This is a genomic window from Kitasatospora sp. NPDC038210, from assembly GCF_055600605.1.
The window spans coordinates 172,682-193,385 of record NZ_JBVJYK010000013.1; the positions used below are offsets into that span (position 1 = coordinate 172,682).

At 71.7% G+C, this 20,704-nt stretch carries 25 protein-coding genes and 1 pseudogene; 9 read left to right on the plus strand and 17 right to left on the minus strand.

The window, feature by feature from the left end:
- Positions 1 to 52: 52 nt before the first annotated feature.
- A complete protein-coding gene (locus ACZ7KX_RS25945) occupies positions 53 to 916 on the minus strand; it encodes an SDR family oxidoreductase (RefSeq protein ID WP_470328550.1) in 864 nt (287 codons plus the stop codon).
- 87 nt (positions 917 to 1,003) lie between these two features.
- Between ACZ7KX_RS25945 and ACZ7KX_RS25950 the strand changes: the two genes are divergently transcribed.
- Positions 1,004 to 1,750 (plus strand): TetR/AcrR family transcriptional regulator, encoded by a 747-nt coding sequence (locus tag ACZ7KX_RS25950; protein ID WP_470328551.1) that lies wholly within the window; start codon positions 1,004 to 1,006, stop codon positions 1,748 to 1,750.
- Positions 1,751 to 1,927: 177 nt separating this feature from the next.
- Here the strand turns inward: ACZ7KX_RS25950 and ACZ7KX_RS25955 are convergent, their stop codons facing one another.
- Positions 1,928 to 2,641 carry a hypothetical protein gene (locus ACZ7KX_RS25955; RefSeq protein ID WP_470328552.1) on the minus strand — a complete coding sequence of 238 codons (714 nt, stop codon included), beginning with the start codon at positions 2,639 to 2,641 and terminating at the stop codon, positions 1,928 to 1,930.
- A gap of 15 nt (positions 2,642 to 2,656) precedes the next feature.
- Positions 2,657 to 2,923: a hypothetical protein gene (locus ACZ7KX_RS25960; RefSeq protein ID WP_470328553.1), complete on the minus strand. Its 267-nt coding sequence runs from the start codon at positions 2,921 to 2,923 to the stop codon at positions 2,657 to 2,659.
- Positions 2,924 to 3,069: 146 nt separating this feature from the next.
- On the opposite strand from ACZ7KX_RS25960, the gene ACZ7KX_RS25965 reads away from it, so the two are divergent.
- The 3 genes from ACZ7KX_RS25965 (at position 3,070) to ACZ7KX_RS25975 (ending at position 6,243) form a co-directional block, all read left to right on the plus strand.
- Complete coding sequence (locus ACZ7KX_RS25965; protein WP_470328554.1) at positions 3,070 to 3,579, plus strand: hypothetical protein; 510 nt, start codon at positions 3,070 to 3,072, stop codon at positions 3,577 to 3,579.
- A gap of 106 nt (positions 3,580 to 3,685) precedes the next feature.
- On the plus strand, positions 3,686 to 4,126 hold the full coding sequence (locus tag ACZ7KX_RS25970) for a transposase (RefSeq protein ID WP_470328555.1): 441 nt from the start codon (positions 3,686 to 3,688) through the stop codon (positions 4,124 to 4,126).
- Between the two features lie 5 nt (positions 4,127 to 4,131).
- Positions 4,132 to 6,243, plus strand: coding sequence for a bifunctional lysylphosphatidylglycerol flippase/synthetase MprF (locus ACZ7KX_RS25975; RefSeq protein ID WP_470328556.1), 2,112 nt, complete (start codon positions 4,132 to 4,134; stop codon positions 6,241 to 6,243).
- A 77-nt stretch (positions 6,244 to 6,320) separates the two neighbouring features.
- Here the strand turns inward: ACZ7KX_RS25975 and ACZ7KX_RS25980 are convergent, their stop codons facing one another.
- Positions 6,321 to 6,473, minus strand: a complete 153-nt coding sequence (locus ACZ7KX_RS25980) for a hypothetical protein (protein WP_470328557.1) — start codon at positions 6,471 to 6,473, stop codon at positions 6,321 to 6,323.
- A 181-nt stretch (positions 6,474 to 6,654) separates the two neighbouring features.
- Between ACZ7KX_RS25980 and ACZ7KX_RS25985 the strand changes: the two genes are divergently transcribed.
- Positions 6,655 to 7,188, plus strand: a complete 534-nt coding sequence (locus ACZ7KX_RS25985; protein ID WP_470328558.1) for a hypothetical protein — start codon at positions 6,655 to 6,657, stop codon at positions 7,186 to 7,188.
- Positions 7,189 to 7,283: 95 nt separating this feature from the next.
- Here ACZ7KX_RS25985 and ACZ7KX_RS25990 read toward each other — a convergent pair whose 3' ends face one another.
- The 7 genes from ACZ7KX_RS25990 to ACZ7KX_RS26020 form a co-directional block, all read right to left on the minus strand.
- Entirely contained in the window at positions 7,284 to 7,604 is a 321-nt protein-coding gene (locus ACZ7KX_RS25990; protein WP_470328559.1) for a hypothetical protein, read from the minus strand.
- 142 nt (positions 7,605 to 7,746) lie between these two features.
- Complete coding sequence (locus tag ACZ7KX_RS25995; protein WP_470328560.1) at positions 7,747 to 8,376, minus strand: LppU/SCO3897 family protein; 630 nt, start codon at positions 8,374 to 8,376, stop codon at positions 7,747 to 7,749.
- A 527-nt stretch (positions 8,377 to 8,903) separates the two neighbouring features.
- On the minus strand, positions 8,904 to 10,313 hold the full coding sequence (gene aspA / locus ACZ7KX_RS26000) for an aspartate ammonia-lyase (RefSeq protein WP_470328561.1): 1,410 nt from the start codon (positions 10,311 to 10,313) through the stop codon (positions 8,904 to 8,906).
- Between the two features lie 37 nt (positions 10,314 to 10,350).
- Positions 10,351 to 11,367 (minus strand): asparaginase, encoded by a 1,017-nt coding sequence (locus ACZ7KX_RS26005; protein WP_470328562.1) that lies wholly within the window; start codon positions 11,365 to 11,367, stop codon positions 10,351 to 10,353.
- A gap of 112 nt (positions 11,368 to 11,479) precedes the next feature.
- On the minus strand, positions 11,480 to 12,919 hold the full coding sequence (locus ACZ7KX_RS26010; RefSeq protein WP_470328563.1) for an amino acid permease: 1,440 nt from the start codon (positions 12,917 to 12,919) through the stop codon (positions 11,480 to 11,482).
- Entirely contained in the window at positions 12,916 to 13,593 is a 678-nt protein-coding gene (locus tag ACZ7KX_RS26015; RefSeq protein WP_470328662.1) for a FadR/GntR family transcriptional regulator, read from the minus strand. The genes ACZ7KX_RS26010 and ACZ7KX_RS26015 overlap by 4 nt, the downstream gene beginning before the upstream one ends.
- 87 nt (positions 13,594 to 13,680) lie before the next feature.
- Positions 13,681 to 14,403 (minus strand): gamma-glutamyl-gamma-aminobutyrate hydrolase family protein, encoded by a 723-nt coding sequence (locus ACZ7KX_RS26020; protein ID WP_470328564.1) that lies wholly within the window; start codon positions 14,401 to 14,403, stop codon positions 13,681 to 13,683.
- Positions 14,404 to 14,715: 312 nt separating this feature from the next.
- On the opposite strand from ACZ7KX_RS26020, the gene ACZ7KX_RS26025 reads away from it, so the two are divergent.
- Entirely contained in the window at positions 14,716 to 15,624 is a 909-nt protein-coding gene (locus tag ACZ7KX_RS26025; RefSeq protein WP_470328565.1) for a LysR substrate-binding domain-containing protein, read from the plus strand.
- A 93-nt stretch (positions 15,625 to 15,717) separates the two neighbouring features.
- Here ACZ7KX_RS26025 and ACZ7KX_RS26030 read toward each other — a convergent pair whose 3' ends face one another.
- From ACZ7KX_RS26030 to ACZ7KX_RS26050, 5 genes are all read right to left on the minus strand, one after another.
- On the minus strand, positions 15,718 to 16,410 hold the full coding sequence (locus tag ACZ7KX_RS26030) for a hypothetical protein (protein ID WP_470328566.1): 693 nt from the start codon (positions 16,408 to 16,410) through the stop codon (positions 15,718 to 15,720).
- A 449-nt stretch (positions 16,411 to 16,859) separates the two neighbouring features.
- Positions 16,860 to 17,258: a DUF2267 domain-containing protein gene (locus ACZ7KX_RS26035; RefSeq protein WP_470328567.1), complete on the minus strand. Its 399-nt coding sequence runs from the start codon at positions 17,256 to 17,258 to the stop codon at positions 16,860 to 16,862.
- Between the two features lie 54 nt (positions 17,259 to 17,312).
- Positions 17,313 to 17,717 carry a DUF2267 domain-containing protein gene (locus tag ACZ7KX_RS26040; protein WP_470328568.1) on the minus strand — a complete coding sequence of 135 codons (405 nt, stop codon included), beginning with the start codon at positions 17,715 to 17,717 and terminating at the stop codon, positions 17,313 to 17,315.
- Positions 17,714 to 18,082 carry an STAS domain-containing protein gene (locus ACZ7KX_RS26045; RefSeq protein WP_470328569.1) on the minus strand — a complete coding sequence of 123 codons (369 nt, stop codon included), beginning with the start codon at positions 18,080 to 18,082 and terminating at the stop codon, positions 17,714 to 17,716. The genes ACZ7KX_RS26040 and ACZ7KX_RS26045 overlap by 4 nt, the downstream gene beginning before the upstream one ends.
- 95 nt (positions 18,083 to 18,177) lie before the next feature.
- Complete coding sequence (locus ACZ7KX_RS26050) at positions 18,178 to 18,612, minus strand: Hsp20/alpha crystallin family protein (protein ID WP_470328570.1); 435 nt, start codon at positions 18,610 to 18,612, stop codon at positions 18,178 to 18,180.
- A 109-nt stretch (positions 18,613 to 18,721) separates the two neighbouring features.
- Between ACZ7KX_RS26050 and ACZ7KX_RS26055 the strand changes: the two genes are divergently transcribed.
- The 3 genes and pseudogenes from ACZ7KX_RS26055 to ACZ7KX_RS26065 all read left to right on the plus strand — a co-directional run.
- Complete coding sequence (locus ACZ7KX_RS26055) at positions 18,722 to 19,408, plus strand: type III effector protein (protein WP_470328571.1); 687 nt, start codon at positions 18,722 to 18,724, stop codon at positions 19,406 to 19,408.
- Positions 19,383 to 19,673 (plus strand): hypothetical protein, encoded by a 291-nt coding sequence (locus ACZ7KX_RS26060; RefSeq protein WP_470328572.1) that lies wholly within the window; start codon positions 19,383 to 19,385, stop codon positions 19,671 to 19,673. The genes ACZ7KX_RS26055 and ACZ7KX_RS26060 overlap by 26 nt, the downstream gene beginning before the upstream one ends.
- Before the next feature lie 324 nt (positions 19,674 to 19,997).
- Positions 19,998 to 20,124: pseudogene (locus ACZ7KX_RS26065) on the plus strand (IS5/IS1182 family transposase); the annotation flags it as partial.
- A gap of 40 nt (positions 20,125 to 20,164) precedes the next feature.
- On the opposite strand, the gene ACZ7KX_RS26070 reads toward ACZ7KX_RS26065, so the two are convergent.
- Positions 20,165 to 20,569, minus strand: a complete 405-nt coding sequence (locus tag ACZ7KX_RS26070; RefSeq protein ID WP_345515915.1) for a RidA family protein — start codon at positions 20,567 to 20,569, stop codon at positions 20,165 to 20,167.
- Positions 20,570 to 20,704: the final 135 nt, after the last annotated feature.

Here is a 20,704-nt window from a genome sequence, read left to right on the forward strand (position 1 = left end):
CCGCCGACATCACCCGCGGCGGACGCGTGGACATCGTCGGCTCCCTCGGGATCTATTCGGCCCAGGCACGCGTCAGCAGGGCGCCGAAGGTGGCGGGCTCTCGCCCGATCAGCTCGGCCAGCGTCGGGTCGACGGCGGAGAACTCGCCGTTCCGCGCTGCTGCGAAGATGCTCACCATCAGGTCGGCCAGCGGGGCCGGGGCGCCGTGCGCCAGTGCCTGCTCGCGGAAGGCGTCGTCGGGGACGACGGTACGGGCGAAGGACCGTCCGGCGGCCCGGGACGCGATCTCGGCGATGGCGCTGAAGTCGAGCGTCGCCGCGCCGGTGAGCGGCGGGGTGGGCCCCTCGAAGCGGCCCTCCTCCGCGGTGAGGATCGCCGCGGTGGCCTCGGCGAGGTCGTTGTGGCCGGTCCAGGCGACGGGACCGTCGGCGGGGAGGGCGATGTCGCCGGTGTGGCGGGCGGACTCCAGGAACAGCAAGGCGCTGGCCGTGTAGAAGCCGTTGCGCAGCGCGGTCCACGGCAGACCGGTGGCGCGCAGCAGGTCCTCGGTCCGGGCGTGGTCGCGGCATGCCTGGAATCGGGAGTCGTGGGCGGCGCCCGTCTGGCTGGTGTAGAGGATGCGGCCGACGCCGGCCTTCACGGCTGCGTCGATGGCGGTGCGATGGCCGCTGACGCACTCCTCGGCCGTGCGGTCGAGGGAGACGAGGAGCACCTGCTCGGCCCCTTCGAAGGCGTGCACGAGCGAGGCGGGGTCGTCGAAGCTGCCCCGCCGGACACGAACGCCGCGGTCGGCGAGGTCCTGGGCCTTGCGAGGGTCGCGGACGCTGACGCCGACGCGGTCGGCGGGGACGCGTTCCAGGAGGCGTTCGACGGTGCGGCGGCCGAGCTTTCCGGTGGCTCCGGTCACGATGATCATTGGTTCCCCCAACGGTGTTTCCAGTGGAATCATTTTGACAGTAACACCGGAATATCGGTGGAATCAAACCTCCGATACCATCGATCCATGTCTACGCGTGACACCACCGACAGCCCTCGTCGCCGCATCGTCGAGGCGGCCGTCGAGCTACTGGAGAACGGCGGCCCGGACGCGATGAGCACCCGCGCGGTCGCCGCCGCGGCCGGGATGCAACCGCCCGCGATCTACCGCCTCTTCGGCGACAAGGAGGGGCTGCTTGAGGCTGTCGCCGAGCACGGCTACGCGCAGTTCCTGGAGAGCAAGCGGGCGCAGCTCGACCCCGATCCGCGGAACGCGGTGGAGGACCTGCGCCGCGGCTGGGACGTGGTGGTGGAGTTCGGGATCTCCCGCCCCGAGCTGTTCGCGGTCATGGACAGGGCCACCGGCCGGGAGGCCGACACGGCACACCGCGCGGGCCTGGAAATCCTCCACGGCCGGGTGCGCCGACTGGCGGCCGGGGGGTGGCTGCGGGTCGACGAGGAGCTGGCCGCCCAGATCATCCAGGCCACCGGCCGAGGCGCGGTCACCACCTGGCACTCCACCCCGGCCGAACGCCGCAACCCGGCGCTGCTGACCGCTCTCCGCGAGACCATGGTCGCCGCCGTCACCCGCGCCGAACCGACGGTCCCCGCCGCGGAGGCCGGCCCCGCCGCGGCGGCCCGCGCGCTGCGCGCCGCTCTCCCCGACGACCCCGACGTCCTGAGCGACGCCGACGTCCTGAGCGAGGCCGAGCAGCACCTGCTGCGCGAGTGGCTCACCCGCCTGGCGGCGGACAGGGCCGCTCCGCATGCCTGATCGCACGTCAGGACAGCTCGTGCCGGTCGGACCTCCCGAGCAGAGCTCGTGCGACGGCGGGTCCGCATCGAGGGACAGGGGCCGGACGGGACCGCGGCCCGACGTTCAGGCCCGGCCCGACGTTCAGGCCCGGCCCGGCGGTCAGGCCCGGCCCCGCGGTCAGGCGCAACCCAGCGGTCAGGCGCGGCCCGAACCGATCCAGACCCGCAGCGGACCGACCGCCTCGAAGCCGTGCCGCAGGGCGGCCACCAGATCGTCGTCACCCTCGTAACCGACCAGGGGCAGGGCGGGGAACAGCCGGTGGACCGCCTCCAGCACGACCGGCCAGGCCGCGTCGACGCCCCCGTCCAGGGCGAAGACATTGGAGATGCCCACCACCCGGTCGCTGCGGCTCGCCACCGCACCGGCCACCACCCGGCCGTCGGGAGACCGTCCGGCGATCACGAAGGTGGCCGGGTCGTCGAGCAGTTCGGGCCGGAAGAGGTGCGCGTCGCCGGCTCCGTCGTCCCAGGCGAGCGCCCAGGCGCGCAGGGCGTCGGCGCTGTCCACCACCTCCCAGGCGAGGTCCGACGCAGTGATGGGCGCGCCCGCCGGGCGGTGGACCCACTGCGCGTCGAACAGCACCCGGAAGCCGGCCTCGGTCAGATCGAGGTCGGCGAAGCTGTCCTTGACCGACGCCCCGGGGGCCGCGTTGTCGATCCTGGCGACCAACGCGGCCGCGTCCGCCCCGGGCAGCAGCGTCACCGCGTCGGGGTAGTAGAGGGGTGTGCGGCTCGCGGCAGCCCACGCCTCCTCCTCGAAGGCGCCCACCGAACCGTGCGATCGGCTCATCACCGCACACCATTCGGCGTTGTTGCGGGCGGCCGCCCGTACCAGGGAGTGGTTCGACATCGTCACAGGCGTGGATCATGCCCCGACCGCACCCGACCGGGCGACCCATTTCCGCGCCACCTCGGCACCGACGACGAGCAGGCCGCGGGGCGGCTGGTGTTCTCGACGCTGCACGGCCTGGCGGTCCTGGGCGCTGGTCAGGGGTGGGAAGGACGTGGAGGGGAGGGCGCCCTCCTTGTCCTCGGTGTCGAAGCACTGGACGGTCGGCGAGCAGGACGCCGCGCCCGCCACCGCCGCTGTCAGCTCCGGGATCTCAGGCAGTTCCTGAGGCCGCATCGACATGCGCATCACCCCACCGGCCACACGACAAGGAAGCGGAACGGGAACGGATCACGCCAGCAAGCTGAACAGCGGAGTCTGTTCGCTGGGACCTTTCCGCTCTCTTCGCTCGGAAGTTCGCACGATACCCCGGGTGGCATCATGAACGCATGGAGACGGTGGACTTGTTGGACCTTCTGACGCAGTTCGGCGCAACCGGGGATTTCGGGGGCTTTCGGCCGCTCGGGCCGTTCCCGGTCGCCGCTCGGGGAGAGCCCCAGCAGTCGGGCCGCGAGGCCGACCACCTGCCGTGGCCGCAGTGGTTCCAGTACGGGTGCATGTCGGTCGACGTCTGCCGGTGCTGGATCGTCAACCGGGTGTCCGTCCGGACGTGGTACGACACCGTCACCCTCCCTGTCGGTGAGCCCGGTGCGTACGGCGACTTCCCGGGTCCACCCGGCTTCCCGGAGCTCTCGGCCGCCTTTGCCGCCGCCGACGTGCACTGGGAACGGCGCCGCGAGGCGCACTCCCTCCCGCAGTTCACCATGCAGACCACTATTGCCGAACTCCCCGGCGTGACAGTCGACTTCATCTTCACCACCGTCGACAACCCGGACGTTCCGACGCTGTACAGCGCCCACGCGACCGACCACACCCACCTGTGCCCTGACGGCCCGTGACTCGTCAGCGCACCTGCCGGACCAGCTGTTCGGCGAGCTTGGCCTTGGCACTTCCGGCTCCGGGCCTCCTGCGCGGGGGCCCGGGCCGTGGGAGAAGACCGACACCTTGCAGGCCAAGTACGCCCTACGCTCGGGAGTCGAGGGCACGATCGGCCAGGCCCTCGACGTCACCGGCCTGCGGCAGGCCCGCTACCGCGGGCTGCCCAAGGCCGGCCTCCAACACGCCTTCTCCGCCACCGCGATCAACATCGTCAGACTCGACGCCTACCGGACCAGCCGGCCGCCCCACCAGTCCAGGAAGATCCGCACGAGCCGCCTGTCCCGGCTCGCTGCCCCCGTCACTCCGATCCGTGACCGGGGCGACGCGGTCCGTACCGTCGGTAGCCGATGTCGGCGCGCGGCGCCCGCCGGGCTGGGCCAACCGGATTGGTCTACGCTGTGTGAAGGGCTGCCGGTCGCGCTCCAGCCCCGGCGGGACCATCGGCACGGAGGTACGAGGTGCCCGCAGACACGAGCCCGCGGTGGCGGCGTACCGGATCAGCAGTGACCGCGATGGCTTCGACGGCTCGGCGGCTGCCCTTCACCACCGGAACGGCCGTGGTCATCCTGCTGGTGGGTCTGAGCCTCGGTGGCCTGTGGCACTCACTGTCCGACCGCTCCTGGTACCCGGACGTGGCGTACGGTCTGCCCTCGTTCGAGGCCGGCCGCTGGTGGACGCTGGTCACCGGGTCGCTGCTGTGCGCGACCCCCGCCGACTACCTGCTCGTCACCCTCGGGATCGTGCTGCTCGTCGGGCTCGCCGAGGCCCGCCTCGGCACCCGGTGGGCCTCGACGGCGACGATCGTCGGCCAGCTCGGCGCAGTGCTGCTGACGGCCCTGCTGTTCCTGGTGCTGCGCCACGCGGACTGGGCCTGGGCCCAGGAGCAGGCGCGCGCCGTCGACGTCGGCCTCTCCGCGGGCGCGCTGTGCGCCGGAGCACTGGCCTCCGCCGCCTTGCCCTCGCCGTGGCGGCAACGCCTGCGGATGGGCCTGCTCACGTACGTCGTCGTGTGGCTGCTGTACGTGGGCGGCCTCGTCGAGGTGGAGCACGCGATCGCCGTCACGGGCGCGCTGATCGCGACCCACTGGCTGAAGGTGCCCGGCGCGGCCCCGACCTCGGGCCGGCTCAGCCGGCGTGAGTGGCGGCTGCTGGCGGTCACCGGGCTGATCGTCATCGCGGCGATCCAGACGGTGGTCTGGCTGTCGCCGAGCCGCGGTCCGCTCGGGAACACCGAGGGCCAGGGCGGCTCGGGCTGGCAACTCCTGATCTCCCTGGTGCTGATCGCCCTGCTGGTCAACGGGCTGCGCGGCGGGCGCCGGGCCGCCTGGCGCTGGAGCATGGCGCTCTGCCTGGCCAACGTCCTGCTGGGCCTGTTCGTGGCGGTGGCCTACGTCGTCGCCCACATCGTGGGCGCCGAGGTCACGGTCACGGGGGCGGCGGTCTTCGTGCCCGCGGCCGTCCTGTGGACTGCCGAAGCCGTCGTCCTGCTCGCCGGCCGGGAGGCGTTCCGGGCCAGACGCCCGCGCCGCGGGGAACGAGGGCACGCCCCGGCCACCCGCCCGCACCCCGCGGGCGCTCTCGACCGGACCGCGGACACCGATCCCCAGGAGCGCGCCACCGACCTTCTGCTGCGTCACGGCGGCGGCAACCTCTCCTGGATGACCACCTGGCGTGACAACTCCTACTTCTTCCCCGACGACGAGGACGAGGGCTACCTCGCCTACCGGGTGCACGCCGGCGTCGCCGTCGCCCTCGGCGACCCGGTGGGCGCCGAGCCGACCCGTGCCCGCACCATCGCCCGCTTCGCCGACATGTGCGACCGCTCCGGACTGGTCCCCTGCCTGTTCTCCGCCACCGGGCAGGCCGCCGGGGCGACCGGTCGACTGGGCTGGCGCTCCGTCCAGGTGGCCGAGGACACCATCATCGACCTGCCCGACCTGGAGTTCCGCGGCAAGGCCTGGCAGGACGTGCGCACCGCGCTGAACCGGGCCAAGAAGGACGGCGTGGAGTACCGGCTCGTCGCCCTCGCGGAACAGCCCCGCCCGGTCCAGTCCCAGGTCCGCGCGATCTCCGAGGAGTGGGTCGGCGACAAGGGCCTGCCGGAGATGGGCTTCACCCTCGGCGGGGTGGAGGAGGCGCTGGACCCGCGGATGCGGGTCGGCCTCGCGACGGACGGCGACGACCACATCCACGGCGTCACGTCCTGGATGCCGGTCTACGACGGCGACGGGAGCCCGCACGGCTGGACACTCGACATGATGCGCCGCCGCGACGGCTTCCGGCCCGTCGTCGAGTTCATGATCGCCTCCAGCTGCCTGACCCTCCGCGAGGACGGCGCCCGCTTCCTGTCCCTCTCCGGCGCCCCACTCGCCCGCACCGACACCACCGGGGCCCCCACCGTGCTCGACCGGATCCTCGACCAACTGGGCGCCACCATGGAGCCGTACTACGGCTTCCGCTCGCTCCACGCCTTCAAGGCGAAGTTCCAGCCCCGCCACGAACCCATGTTCCTCCTCTACCGCGACGAGGCCGATCTGCCCCGGATCGGCCTCTCCCTGCTCCGCTGCTACATGCCCTCCGCCACGATGCGCGACCTGCTCAAGCTCCCGGCACACCAGGGCTGACCAGCGCACTCGACCAGCGCGAAGGCCGTGGGACGACTCCGCACTGCGCGGCGGACCACGGCCGACGTCGGAGGCGGTCAGGCGGTGGGCTCGATGCAGAGTCCGGTGAGCAGGTGGCGGATGCGCTGCTCGATCCGGTCGCGGACGGGGCGCACGTCGCCCACGACCCGGCCGCGGCCGAGATGGGTCAGGAACGCGGCGGCCATCCGGGAGCGGCCGGCGTTGTGCACACACCTGCTGCGGCACCACGGCCCGCCGCACCCCCGACGAGCAGGCACCCGCCTGAGGTCACCGTTCGACCGGACAACACGGGGAACTGACGGTAGCGAGACAGGCGAACTCACCCGGCACCAGGACCGTGGAAGCGCCCTGCCTGCCATCCCCCCGTGCCTGTGAGGGATCCTTTCCCCCGTGCTCACAGTGCAGATGAACGATGCGGCAGCAGCCCTCCTCGGCCCAGGGACCGAACTCGCAGCGACCCGGCCACCGCAGGAACTGGCAGCCGGCCTCCGTGATCTCATAGCCAACGGCATCGCCCTCCACGGAGACGCCGCGGTGCTGACCGACACCGCCCGCCACCTGCGCGACACCGGGCCCGGAGGCTTCATCGACCTCACCGCGTGGGAGTGCAGCGTCAACAGCTTCCACCTTGAGGACTTCGTGCCCGTGACCGTCGGCGTCCTGGCTGACGGTGAGCCCGTCATCGCCGAGGCCGGTCAACGGCTACTACTGACCCAGGGCCTCACGCTGGCCCTGCACATCTGCCACCTCGGCCGCTCGACCGAACCTCCACTGCAGATCCGATGCATCGTCAGCGCAGGCACCACCAACGGGACCTTCCGCTTCCACCGCATCCGCGCCGGCCGGCAATGGCACCATCCGGACCTGGACGGGTACACGCTGGAAAAGATGATCGTCATCGACACGGGCTCACCGAGTTCCTGACCTGACCCGCCAGAGCTCCCAGCCTCCCGCCGCATCGAAGACAGTCGGCTCGGCGCCGCAGCCCGCAACCGGTCGGGTCGACCAAGCTCGTCCCCTCAGAGGTCCGTTGCCCCCGGACAGCAGCGACGGAGCTCGCCGAGTACGCGCTCGTCGACAGCCCGGACGTCCCAGAACGAGCTGTCCACCTCGGCCAGGATGACCACCAACTCGTCCCCGGCGAAGCCACGTGCTTCGGCGTCGATCAGCTGGAGGAACGGCGTCGTCAGCGACAACAGCATCAACGTGTCCATCCCGCCTTCGGCGGACCGTCTCTCCATCTCGACACAGCGAGGATCGACGATCTCGTCGCATTCGACCCGCCACTTCAGGTCCAGACCGAAGCCGCCGAGCCGGACCAGCAGTTCAGCCAGGGTCACGTAGTGCTCTCCGCGCCAGGCAGGGAACGTGATCCCCTTCATCCCCGCCTCTGCTCCGGCTGTACGGCCTGTCACGTGACCCCCTTCGTTCAACGGCAAACACCAGGCTACGGCCGCCGGCTGACGGGCGTGGTCAGACCGGTCAGCCCGCCGGGGGGAAGGTCAGCTTCGGCCTCGGCTTGAGGCTCGTCAGGCACAGCAGGTACTTGTCGCTCCCCCGCTTGTACGTGAAGTAGCTGTCGGCGTCGGGGTACTTGCGGCACTCCGTCTCACCGTCGGTGGTGTTCTCGGCCCGGCCCACGATGCGGGCGTCCGCCTGCGGGTCGGAGCAGGAGACCACCTTGACGTCCGGGTTGTTGTCGTTCAGGCCGGACATGGCGAGCGGGCTGCTGTTGTGGATGCAGTCGCCGGCCTTGGCGAACTCGGGGTCGTCCTTCAACAGGGCGAAGATCAGCGTGATCAGGACCGCCGGGATCAGCAGGCCGACGATCGTGGGGCGCAGGTAGACCGGCTTGCCGGTGTCCATCGGCGTGCCGGGGGCTCCGGGCACCGGCTCCGCCAGCTTGTTGATCTTCATTCGCTGCGGGATGTTGAACAGCATGACGATCGGATTGACGATCAACGACGGGATGCCCCACCAGCCTTGCCAGAGGGTGTCGGAGGTCATCTCCCGGTGGGTGGCGATGCCGCAGTTGCGGCAGAACGGGCCCCGTCGCTTGAGGTAGCGCATCACGATGACGAAGCCCTGGTGCCCGCGGACCGTGGCGTTCACAGCCGGGACGGAGCCGCAGACGGCGCAGGTGAGCTGTCCCTCGCCGTACCCGGGTTCCCCCTGGATCGGGGCCGCGGAGGCGGTCTCCGCGGGCGCGGTGGCGTCGGGCAGCTCGGCGGACTGAGTGGAAATGGTGAATCCCCCGTGGTGATCAAGAAAGCGTGCCGGGGAAATCTACCGCCCTCGAACACCAGGAACGGGCCATCGATCCCCCCTGGGTCCGAAGGTCACCGAACCGTGATCACAAATCGGTCGTTCGCCACGGAATCCCGGCAGCCCGGGGCAGCGGCCGAGAGGACGGCCGCCAGGCCGCTGGAGCGGCGCGGCCGAGTTCCTCCACGGCTGGCTGACCGGGCAGATCACCACCTCCGTGTTCCCTGACGCGGAGGAATTCGCATCCTGGTTCGCATGCTGGTCCGAACAGAGGCCGAAGACCGCACGTCCGGCACCGCGGAGGGTGGTGTGGCAGTTGCTCCGGCACCCGGCGCCGGAGTGGGGCGGCGACGGGCCGTCCCACTCCGACGGGTTCAGACCGCGGCCGCGCCGCTGCCGGCGATGACCTCGGGCCGCAGCAGGGCCGCGAGCCGCTCGGCCGGGAGCAGCCCCCGCTCCAGCACGAGTTCGGCGACACCCCGGCCGCCGGCGAGGGCCTCCTTGGCGATGTCGGTGGCGGCCGTGTAGCCGATGTGCGGGTTGAGGGCGGTCACCAGCCCGATGGAGTTCTCGACGGTCGCGCGCAGCACCTCGGTGTTGGCGGTGATGCCGACGACGCAGCGCTCGGCGAGGGTGTGGCAGGCGGCCCGCAGGTGGGTGATCGACTCCGACAGCGAGTGCAGGATGATCGGTTCGAAGGCGTTGAGCTGGAGCTGGCCCGCCTCGGCTGCCATGGTGATCGCGACGTCGTTGCCGATCACCTCGAAGGCGACCTGGTTGACGACCTCGGGGATGACCGGGTTGACCTTGCCCGGCATGATGCTCGAACCGGCCTGGACCGGCGGCAGGTTGATTTCGCCGAGGCCCGCGCGCGGCCCGGAGGACAGCAGTCGCAGGTCGTTGCAGGTCTTGGAGAGCTTGACGGCGATGCGCTTGAGGACGCCGGACATCTGGACGAACGCGCCGCAGTCCTGGGTGGCTTCGACGAGGTTGGCTGCGGTGACCAGGGGCAGTCCGGTGATGTCGGCGAGGTGGCGTCGGGCGGATTCGGCGTATCCGGCGGGGGCGTTGAGGCCGGTGCCGATCGCGGTCGCGCCGAGGTTGATCTCGTGGATCAGCTCGGCGGCTTCCGCGAGCCGGCTGCGGTCCTCGTCGAGCATGACGGCGAAGGCGGAGAACTCCTGGCCGAGCGTCATCGGCACGGCGTCCTGCAGCTGGGTGCGGCCCATCTTCAGGACGTCGCGGAACTCGGCGGCCTTGTGGGCGAACGCGTCCTGGAGGACGGCCATCGCGTCGAGCAGGCCGTGCACGGCGGCCACCGTCGCGATCCGGACGGCGGTCGGGTAGACGTCGTTGGTGGACTGGCCGAGGTTGACGTCCTCGTTGGGGTGCAGGTGCGAGTACTCGCCCTTGGCGTGCCCCAGCAGTTCCAGCGCCCGGTTGGCGAGCACCTCGTTGGCGTTCATGTTGGTGGAGGTGCCGGCGCCGCCCTGGATGACGTCCACGACGAACTGGTCGTGCAGCTTCCCGGCTCGGATCTCGCGGCAGGCGGCGACGATCGCCTCCGCCTTCGCGGGCTCCAGCAGGCCGAGCTCCTCGTTGGCGAGGGCGGCGGCCTCCTTCACCGCGGCCAGTGCGTCGATCAGGTGCGGGTAGGCGGAGATGGGGGTGCCGGTGATGGGGAAGTTCTCGGTGGCGCGCAGGGTGTGGACGCCCCAGTAGGCGTCGGCGGGGACGTCGCGGTCCCCGAGCAGGTCGTGCTCACTGCGGGTGGCGGCGGTCATGGGTGTGCGGGTCCTCTTCTCGTGGTGGTGGGCCGGGTCACGCGGGGGCGAGCAGGGCCGACGGGTCCAGCGCGGCGACCGGTCGCACGCCACCGACGGGTCGGCCCCCGCCGGCTGCCGACTCCCCCGCGAACCCGGTCAGCAGCCGCGGGTCGACTCCTGCCAGGGCAAGGGCGGCGGCCGTTACCGGGACGCGCGCGCGGTTCGCCCCGTCGGCGATCTTCAGGGCGACGGCGCGGCCGTCCGGCAGCGCGGCGATCTGGACGCCCTCGAAGCCGTCCTTGGCGAGCAGCCCGGGTACCGCGTGCATCAGCCGGGCCACGTCCCGCCCCGCCCCTGAGGCCATTTCCGGGTGGCTGCGCAGTGCGTCCGCGACCCGGAACTCCGGTGTCCCGGGCTCGCCGGTGGCGATGCGCGCAGCGGCGCGGGCCAGGCCGTGGAGGGAGACGGCGAAGAGCGGGGTGCCGCAGCCGTCCACCGTGACGTGGGCGATGCGCTGGCCGGTGAGGTCCTCCACGACCTCGGCGATCATCCGCTGGAGCGGGTGCCCGGGGGCGTCGTAGTCGTGCAGCGGCCATCCGTTGAGCTTGCAGAGGTGGAGCATCGCGGCGTGCTTGCCGGAGCAGTTCTGGGCGATCCGGGAGGGCGGGCGGTCCTGCCGGATCCAGGCGTCGCGGACGGCCGGGTCGTACGGCAGGTCCGGGACGTTGCGCAGGTCGTCCTCGGTGAGGCCGGCGAGCGCCAGGATCCGCCGGGTTCCGGCGAGGTGGCGTTCCTCGCCGGAGTGACTGCCCATCGCGAGGGCGAGCAGTGCGCCGTCGAGGGGCAGTCCGGCGCGGACCATGGCGACGGCCTGGACGGGCTTGAGGGCGGAGCGCGGGTAGCAGGCGGCATCCGCGTCGCCGAGGTGGTACCGGACGTCACCGCCGCTGCCGAGGACGATGACGGAACCGTAGTGGGTGCTCTCGACCACGCCGCCTCGGGTGACGTGGGCGACGGGTGCGTGGCGGGGCTCGCGGATCGCGGGCGCGTCCGCGGGGGGACTGGTGAGCATGACTGCCTCGATCGTGATGGCTTGGGGCTGCTGACCTGTGTGCCTGACGGAAGCGGGCCGGCCCGGACGGGTGCGCGGTAGGTCCGCGGATCCCCCCCCGGGCCGCCCGGATTCAGTCGTCGGTGCCGGCAGCGACGCGCGCGGTGCGCCCGCGGACGGCGTACCAGCCGGCGACGAGTGCGGCGGCGATGAGCGGCACGCACAACACGGTGGTGCGTCCGGCGCCGCCGTCGGCGTACATCAGGACCAGGACGGTGGCGAGGAAGGCCAGCGTCACGAGTTCGGTCCAGGGCGAGCCGGGCAGTCGGTAGCCGGGGCGGGTCAGCTCGCCGGTCGTGGTCTTCCGCCAGAACAGGAGGTGGCAGACCATGATCATGCCCCAGGTGGCGATGATGCCGATCGCCGCGAGGTTGAGCACGATCTCGAACGCGTCGGCGGGGACGACGAAGTTGAGGCCGACGCCGAGGACGCACATGCCGCTGGTGAGCAGGATGCCGCCGTAGGGCACCTGGGTGCGGCTCATCCGGGCGGTGAAGCGGGGTGCCGATCCGTTGACGGCCATGGAGCGCAGGATGCGGCCGGTGGAGTAGAGGCCCGAGTTGAGCGAGGACATCGCCGCGGTCAGGACGACCAGGTTCATGACGCTGCCCGCGGCCGGGACACCGATGTGGGAGAGCACCGTCACGAAGGGGCTCTGGCCGGAGGTGTACGCGTTCCACGGCATCAGCATCGAGAGCAGGACGACCGAGCCCACGTAGAACAGGCCCACGCGCCACATGATCGAGTTGATCGCCTTCGGCATGATCTCCTCGGGCTTCTCGGTCTCCCCGGCCGTCACGCCGACCAGTTCGACGGAGGCGTAGGCGAAGACGACGCCCTGGATGATCAGCAGCATCGGCAGCAGGCCGTTGGGGAAGATCCCGCCGTTGTCGGTGATCAGGGACGGGCCGGGGACGGCGCCGTCGACGGGGTGCCGGGTGACGAGCAGGAAGATCCCGATGGCCATGAAGACGACCAGGGCACTGACCTTGACGATGGCGAACCAGAACTCCAGTTCGCCGAAGATCCGCACCGAGATGAGGTTCACGGTGAGGACGACGGCCAGGGCTATGAGCGCGATCACCCACTGCGGGACGTCGGAGAACAGGTGCCAGTAGTGGGTGTAGGTGGCAACGGCGGTGATGTCGGCGATGCCGGTGGTCGCCCAGTTCAGGAAGTACATCCAGCCGGCGGTGTAGGCGCCCTTCTCCCCCATGAACTCCCGGGCGTACGAGACGAAGGCGCCGGAGGACGGGCGGTACAGGACGAGCTCGCCGAGTGCGCGCACGACGAGGAACGCGAAGACGCCGCAGACGGCGTACGCGACGAACAGGGAGGGCCCGGCGTCGGCGAGCCGTCCGCCCGCGCCGAGGAACAGCCCGGTGCCGATGGCACCGCCGATGGCGATCATGTTGACGTGCCGGGCTTTCAGGGACTTGCTGTAGCCGGTGTCGCCGGCGTCGACGTGACGGGTCGTGGGGCGTTTCTCGTCTTTGAGGAACTGCTCGCTCACGCCTCGGCTCTGCCTTCTCTTGAGGTGTCCGCCCGCTCGGGGCGCACGATGTCGGTGAGGGTGGCCTCCACGCGGTGGAGGTGGTGGGACATCGCCTCGACGGCGTCGGGCTCGGAACCGTCGATCAGGGCCTCGACGATGGCCCGGTGCTCGCAGTTGGACTGCTCGCGCCGGCCGCCGAGTTCGTTGAGGAAGGTCGACTGACGCGCCAGTGCGTCACGGATCTCCTCGATCACCCGGCGGAACACCGGGTTGCCGGAGGCCTCGGCCACCGCCAGGTGGAACACGGTGTCCAGGGCGACCCAGGCGGTGGTGTCGGTCTCCCGCTCCATCCGGTCGAGCAGGTGGCCGAGGTGGTCCAGGTCCTCCGGGGTCCGGCGCAGCGCCGCGTACCCGGCGACCGGGATCTCGACGTGCCGGCGCACCTCCAGCAGGTCGCTGGCGGCGTAGTCGCCGAAGGTGGGGTCCTCGACCGTGCTCGCCACGACGAAGGTGCCCTTGCCGGTCTTCGAGACGGTCAGGCCCATGGTCTGCAGGGCACGGAGCGCCTCCCGGAGGACGGGCCTGCTGACCTCCAGCGTCCGGCACAGCTCTGCTTCCGAGGGGAGCTTGTCCCCGACGGCGTAATGACCGCGCTCGATGGCGCTGCGCAGGTGGCCGAACACCGCTTCCATCGCGCTGACGCGCCGCGGGACCGCTCCACCTGTCTGGCTGTCTGACAGGTTCACGGGGCTGATCCTGGGGGGCGAAGCGCTCCGGTGTCAAGACACCGGAGTCGTGCCGGTGACGGGCGCACTGCGCCGCACCCGCACCTTCCGCTCGCCGGCACCGTTCGGGACCGGGGTCGGCGTGGACCCGGCCGCGGCCACCAGGGCGTGCACCACCGCCGAGTCGAAGGCCATTTCGGGGTGCCACTGCACGCCGACCGCGAAGCGGTGCCGGGTGCTCTCGATCGCCTCGACGGTACCGTCCGCCGTACGCGCCCCCACGGCCAGACCGGCCCCGAGGGAATCCACCGCCTGGTGATGGTGCGTGGCGACCTGGCGGGTCCCCGGGAGGAGCGCACCGATCCGCGTCCCCGGCACCGTGGTGACGGCATGGGGGGAGAAGTGACCGCCGTGCAGGTTGTGTCCGTGGTGGCCCACCGTCTCGGGAAGGTGCTGGATCAGGGTGCCGCCCGCGTGCACGTTCATCAGCTGCATGCCCCGGCACACTCCGAGCACCGGGAGGTCACGCGCGAGGGCCTCGGCCAGCACGGCCCACTCCCAACGGTCGCGCTCGCGCACCGGCGGCCCCGTGCACGGATGCGGCTGCGCCCCGTACAACGCGGGATCAAGGTCCTCGCCACCGGTCAGGACCAGCCCGTCCAGACCGGCGACGACATCGAACGCGGCCTCCGGCGCGTCGGGGGGCAGCAGGACCACCCGACCGCCCGCCGCCTGGACGCAGCTGATGTACGCCGCGGGCAGCAGCGCCGCGGGCAACTCCCACTCCCCCACTGCGCGTGGGCGAGGTAGGTGGTGAGGCCGATCAGCGGTTTGGGCATACCACTTCCTTTCGGGTGGGGGTCGATCGTCGGCCTACCGCCTCCGCCGCAGCTCGCCCGACGGAGGCGGTGCAGGCGGGCTGCGGAGCAGGCGCACGGCCCCACGGGCGCACGGACGCGCCCGGCGACGGCGGGGGTGGGCCGCGGGACCCGGGGTTGCACATCCGGGCCGCGAGCAAGAATCCTGCTGCCGTTCACGCTTAAGCACAAGAAAAGACATCTTCGCTACAGATAAGTGAGCCTTAACGCCGTGCAGAGACTCGACCCCCGGCTGCTCGCCACCCTCGAAGCCGTGGTCCGCCACGGCTCCTTCAACGCCGCAGCACGCGAGCTGGGCTACAGCGCGCCCGCCGTCTCGCAGCAGATCGCCGAGCTCGAACGCCGCGCCGGCCTCATCGTGATCGAGCGCCGCCCGGTGCGCGCCACCCCGGCCGGCGCCGTCCTCCTCGACGCCGAACAACGCGTCCGGGGCGCCCTCGCGGCGGCGTCCCTGGAACTCGACGCCCTACGCGCGGGCACCGCCGGACGGATCAGGCTCGGCGCCTTCGCCTCCTCCGCCGCCGGGATCGTCCCGCAGGCGCTGGCAGAGCTCCACGCGACCTATCCCGACGTCCGGGTCAGCCTCTCCCAGCTGGAACCGGACGCCGGGTACAGCCGGCTCAAGCGGGGCGACATGGACCTCGCCCTCAGCTACGACTACGACTTCATCCCGATGCCACCGCCCCGGACCCTGCGCCGAACGCTGGTCGCCCGGGACCCGGTCGTGGCCGTCCTCCCTGCCGACCACCACCTCGCCCAGCGGGACGTCATCGACCTGGCAGACCTCGCGTCCGAGACGTGGATCGCCGCGCCGGAGGCCGCGCTGCGCCTGGAACTGCTCGCTCAGATGGCCAAGACCCCGGGCTTCCAGGCCCGCCTGGAATACGACGGCGACGACTTCAACACCGTGCTCGGCTTCGTGGCCGCCGGCCTGTGCGTGGCCGTCATGCCCCGGCTGGCCCTGCCCCCGGGAAGTCCGCGGGTCGTGGCACGCCCCCTCGTCGACCCGGAGCTGACGCGCTTCATCTACACCGTACGCATCGACACCCGGCACGCCCCGCGCGCCCTCCTGGCCCTGGAACGGATGCTCGCCGCGCAGGCGCTGGCCGCCCTGTCATGAGGGCGGGGCCACCCCTCGACCGGCCGCTCGCGACGCCGCCGGGCCGCCCGTGCGCAGGCCGCCCGCCCGTGCGCAGGACGTCCGGGCAGGCCCTCACTCCTCCGACCGGACGTTCCCGTCGGCGGTCAGCCGCTCGCGCCACTCGGCCACGGCCACGGGGGACATCGCGGCGAGGCGCGCGATCGCCTCGTCGTCCCGGCCGTCGGTCCGGCTGAGGACCCGGGTCAGGACGGTGTTCCGGACCAGGCGGACGTCCTTGAGCAATTCCTCCACACGCTTCAGTTCCTCCCCGGTGGCGGCCAGCGTGTCGTCGACCGCCGTCCTTTCCTCGGCCCGCAGTTGCCGCAGGTAGGCCGCCAGTCCGGTGAGGACCACGCCGTCGTCGGCCGCGGCACCGCAGAACCTCTCGGCGAGGTGGTTCAACACGCAGTCGGGGGCGTCGGCGAGACTCGCTCCCACGACCTTGGCACCCTCCCAGCTGCTCCGTCCGGCATCGCTGGTCCGCAGCCAGAGCCCGGCTTCGACCGGGGTGCGGTCACCGCAGGCGGCCGCGCGGTAGGCGTACAGAGCCGCACGGTGACCGTAGAACGTGTAACCCTCCTCGATCCGGACGCCCGCAGGAGCGCACACCAGGTCCGGAACGCCGCCGTACCCGGAATCGGCTTCGTGAGCGGCACGGGCGTCCAGCTCGGCGTCGGTGGCTGCGGCCCGGGCCGGGTCGCAGAGCTCGGGGTTGCGGGCGAGGAAGTCCTGCACTTCGACCCGCCACGCCGGAACCGGGCTCATGCGGGGGTCGGGCCAGGCCACGGCGCCCGTCGAGTCGAGCGTGAACCGGCAGGCCTGTTCGAGGCGGCCTGAACCGCACCTTGACTCCGCGCCACCGGAGGACAGATGATCGAGCCGCAAGCCTGTCAGACAGCAAGACAGGCTCGGTTTCCGCCGCCACAGCGCCGGCAGTCGGATGCCGGGCCGACCGGAGACCAGCAACGCCCTCAGCTCGTCCGGCGCGTGGTTCGGCAGCACCCCGGACGCATGCTGCACAGCCGTGCCGCTACACGTTGCACGCCGCACCGGGGACTTGCCGCCACGGTCCCCACCATCCAGCCTCAGCCGGCGCCGTGCGACGACTCCGAAGCGGGATCTCGTCCTGACGTAGCGTCATGTCCATTGCGCGGATGGATCATTCGGCGCCTGGGACGTGCCGGACTGCATTCCGCGCTCACGCGGTGACGAGGTCATGCGGCGGTGGCGAGGTTGGCTCGGCCGAACAGGAGCGCATAGCCGCGGGGCAGGCGGGCGAGGATGCGATCGGTGAGGTCGTCGCCGGCCAGGGTGACGAGCGCGGCCAGGACGGAGGAGACGTCCCAGCGGGCACCCGCGAGGCTGGTGTTGAGGGTGCGGGCGACGGCTTCGACGAGAGCCGGTGCGGCAACCGGCCGGGGCAGGGGGATCTGGCCGGCGAAGACGGTGCGGGCGCGTTCGGGCAGGGCCCGGGCGAGGTCGCAGCGTTCGTCGCCGGTGAGCTGGGAGCCGAGGACGGCCAGGACGGCGGTGAGGACGCGTTCGGCTTCCTGGTCGGAGGTGTAGCGGCCGAGGTCGCGGACCTGGCGGAGCAGGAGGCGGTACCGGGTCATGACGGTGGCCTTCCGGATCGGGGCCGGCCGGGCGAGCGGCAGGACGGGTGGGTGTCAGGGTCGGTTGCCGGGTCGGGGTCGGCCGAACAGGACGTCGTAGCCGGGCGGCAGTTGGAGCAGGACGCGCTCGGTGAGGTCGTCTCCGGCGGCGTCGGCCGCGGTGGACAGGACCGCTCCGATGTCCCACAGGGCCGTGCTCTCGGTGGCGCCTTCGATCCAGGCGGCCGTCGCGCGCACGAAACGCTCGGGTGTGAGCGGTTCGGCGGCCTGCAGCGGGTTGAGCAGGACCAGGGACATGGTCTCGGGCAGGCGCGCGGCCAAGTCGGCCCGTACGGCGCCGACCAGGTGGGCGCCGAGCAGGGCCAGGACCACGCGCGCCGCCCGCTCGGCCTGCTCGGCCGTGTCGTACTCGCCGCGTTCCCGGACGGCGTCCAGGAACGCCTCCCATCGCAGAGTCACCACGCTTCTCCCTTCGTCCCGGGGCCGGCCGATTCAGTGGTCCGGCTCATCCCGTGGGCCGGCGCGGCCGGTGCCCGCTCCACGGCCAGGCGCCGGTGCAGGCCGGTGAGCTTGAGCAGCCGGACGACCTCGCGGCCGGCCCCGTGCAGGACCAGGCGCCCGCCGCTGTGGTCGGCCTGGTTGCGGGCCCGGACGAGCGCGCCCAGGCCCGCGCAGTCCATGAACGTCACCTCCGACAGATCCAGCACCACCTCCCGGTGCGATCCGAGCGCGGCGGCCAGCGCACGGTGCAGGGCGGGGGCGGTGTCGACGTCGATCTCGCCGTTCGCCCGCACGATGAAGGGTCGGTTGCTCCTGCCGTTCATGGCGTTCACCGTCGCTGCGGTCCGGCGGGTGTTCCGGCCGCCTCGTCGATCGAGGGGGGAGATCGGAGGCGGCCGGAACGGCACCGGGAACCGGGTCAGGCCCGGATCTGCTTGCGGTCGCCGCTGTGGCCGACCTCGATCTTGCGGGGCTTGGCCTTCTCGGCGACCGGGATCTTCAGGGTCAGCACGCCGGCGTCGTAGTCGGCGGTGATCCCGGCGGGGTCGAGGGTGTCGGAGAGCATGACCTGACGGGAGAACACGCCGAGCGGGCGCTCGGACAGCTCCCACTTCACGTCCTCGCCCTGGTGACGCGGTCGGCGCTCGGCCTTGACGGTCACCATGTTCCGCTCGACGTCGATGTCGATCGCCTCCGGGTCCACCCCCGGCAGGTCGAAGCAGATGACGTACTCCTCGCCGGCCCGGTAGGCGTCCAGCGGCATCGGAGCCGGACGCGACCAGGTTCCCGTGTTGCCCAGGAACTGCTGGGTCAGACGGTCCAGCTCGCGGAACGGGTCAGTGCGCAGCAGCATCGCGAAACACCTCCACTGATCGATGGGTGCCAGTGCGCTTCGTCTGACATCCTTTGTAGCTCGTCATCCATCCGATGACAAGTGGGCGCGTCGCCGGTAGAGTGACCGTATGAGTGAGGAGTCCCGAAGAGTCGTCGCCAGTCGTCCCCGGCCGGATGAGCCGGCGTCGTTCCTGGCGGCCGTGGCGGCACTGGCCGCCATCGATGACGCCGTCCGCGCCGCCCGGGGATCCGCGCCCGGGCCTCCGGCCCCTGACGCACAGGAGGGCCCCGAGCCCGCTCTGGCCGCCCTGGTGCTGCTGCGCGAACTGCGCAGCGAGCTGGCGGGCTGGGAAGCCGGGCTGGTGGAGTCCGCCCGGGAGGCCGGTGCCACCTGGGCCGACCTCGCCCGGCCCATGGGCGTCGCCAGCCGCCAGGCCGCCGAGAACCGCTACCTGCGCCTCAAGCCCGCCGGCGGCACGACGCAGGGCGATACCGGTGCCGAACGCGTCAAAGCCGTCCGCGACCGTCGCGCCGCCGACCGCGCCGTCACTGCCTGGGCCCGCGACAACGCCGCCGACCTGCGCGTCCTCGCCGCCCGCATCGCCGCCGCCCCCGGACTCAGCCGCCGCGCCGGTCCCGCACTGACCGCACTCACCACCGCCCTCGGCGCCCCCGACCCCGCGGACCTGATAGAACCCCTCGCCGCCATGCGCCCCCACCTCGGCACCGGCCACGGCGACCTCGCCACCCGCCTCGACGACCTCACCCACCGCACCGAACGCCTGCGCCATGACAGCGACCAACGACGCACCTGACCCCACCGCCTCGCCCTCCCACGACCCCTGGCAGCACATCGAAGACCGGCTCACCGCCGTCGAACACCGCGTCCGGCAACAGGGCAGCGCCACCACCGCCGCGATCGACGCCTGCCTGGCCCGCCTCGAAACCCTCCGCCACCAGCTCACCCACGGACCCTGGCCACCCTCGGGCCCCACGGCACCCCCGCAACCGGAACCAGCACCCACGCCGGCAGTCCGCCCGGACGCCCGGCGCCGCACCACGGTGCGGGCTTCCGCGTGACGCGAGGCGCCGTCCCCGTGCCCTGACGCAGCCCGGTGCGTCACGTGGCGCCGGCAAACCCGTACTGGGGCGACGCAGGGTTCGGGGGCCGTGCGCGCACCGCGGTCCTGCGCAGGGCAGGTTGCCGGACCGACGAACGAGCCCGGCCGACGTCACCACCCGCTGCCTCAACCGGGCAGCGCGTCGCGGGCACGGGCCGCCCCGGAGGTGTCGCACCCCGACCGCACGGAACTACACCGCCTCGAAGTTGATGTCCCAGGTCGGCCTGCGGGTGAGCGAGGCGTGTGGGCTCGACCTGGGCGACATCAAGTGGGACCTGGGCCCCCCGGCGAACGCGCCTTCGCCCAGTTGAAAGCCGGGCGGCTGCTACGACGAGCCAGATGCTCCACCCGCCTTGTCAGCACCATCGTCCAAGCCGTCCCACACGCTGCTGACCTGCAACTATTCAGGATGCAAGAGGTTCACTGAAGGAATCAGGCCGGCCTCCTCACCTAGGGCTTCACATCGAGACGCACGAGCGCGCCGATCTCCACGAGTTGGTCCGGCAGTGCCAAGTCGGAAACGCCCATGACCGTGCTGGCGGGCCGGTGCTCCCCGAAGTACTCGGCGTGGAGGCGTGCTGTCGTGTCGAAGTTCTCCCGCAGGTTCCTCACCAGAACCGTGGTCTCCGCTATCTGGCCACGCTCGGCCCCGAATTGCCTCAGCACCAGGTCCAGATTCTCCAGCGTGGTGCGGACCTGCAGTTCGAAGTCGCCGGCACCCACGAAGTTGCCGTGACGGTCATGAGAAAGCTGCCCCGACACATAAACCGTGTCACCGACCTGAGTGGCCTGACTGTACCCGTACAGCGACTCCCACGGCATGCCGAACCCGAATGCCTTCACCTGAGAACTCATGACTCACTCCCTTGATACAGCGCGCGGGACCGTCAGTTGCAGACAGGCCCCTTGCACGTAGAAGTTACGGGTCCGTACAAACGATGCTTGTCCGGCAGCGCCGCCGAAGTGTTCTCTGCGCGCACAAACACCCTC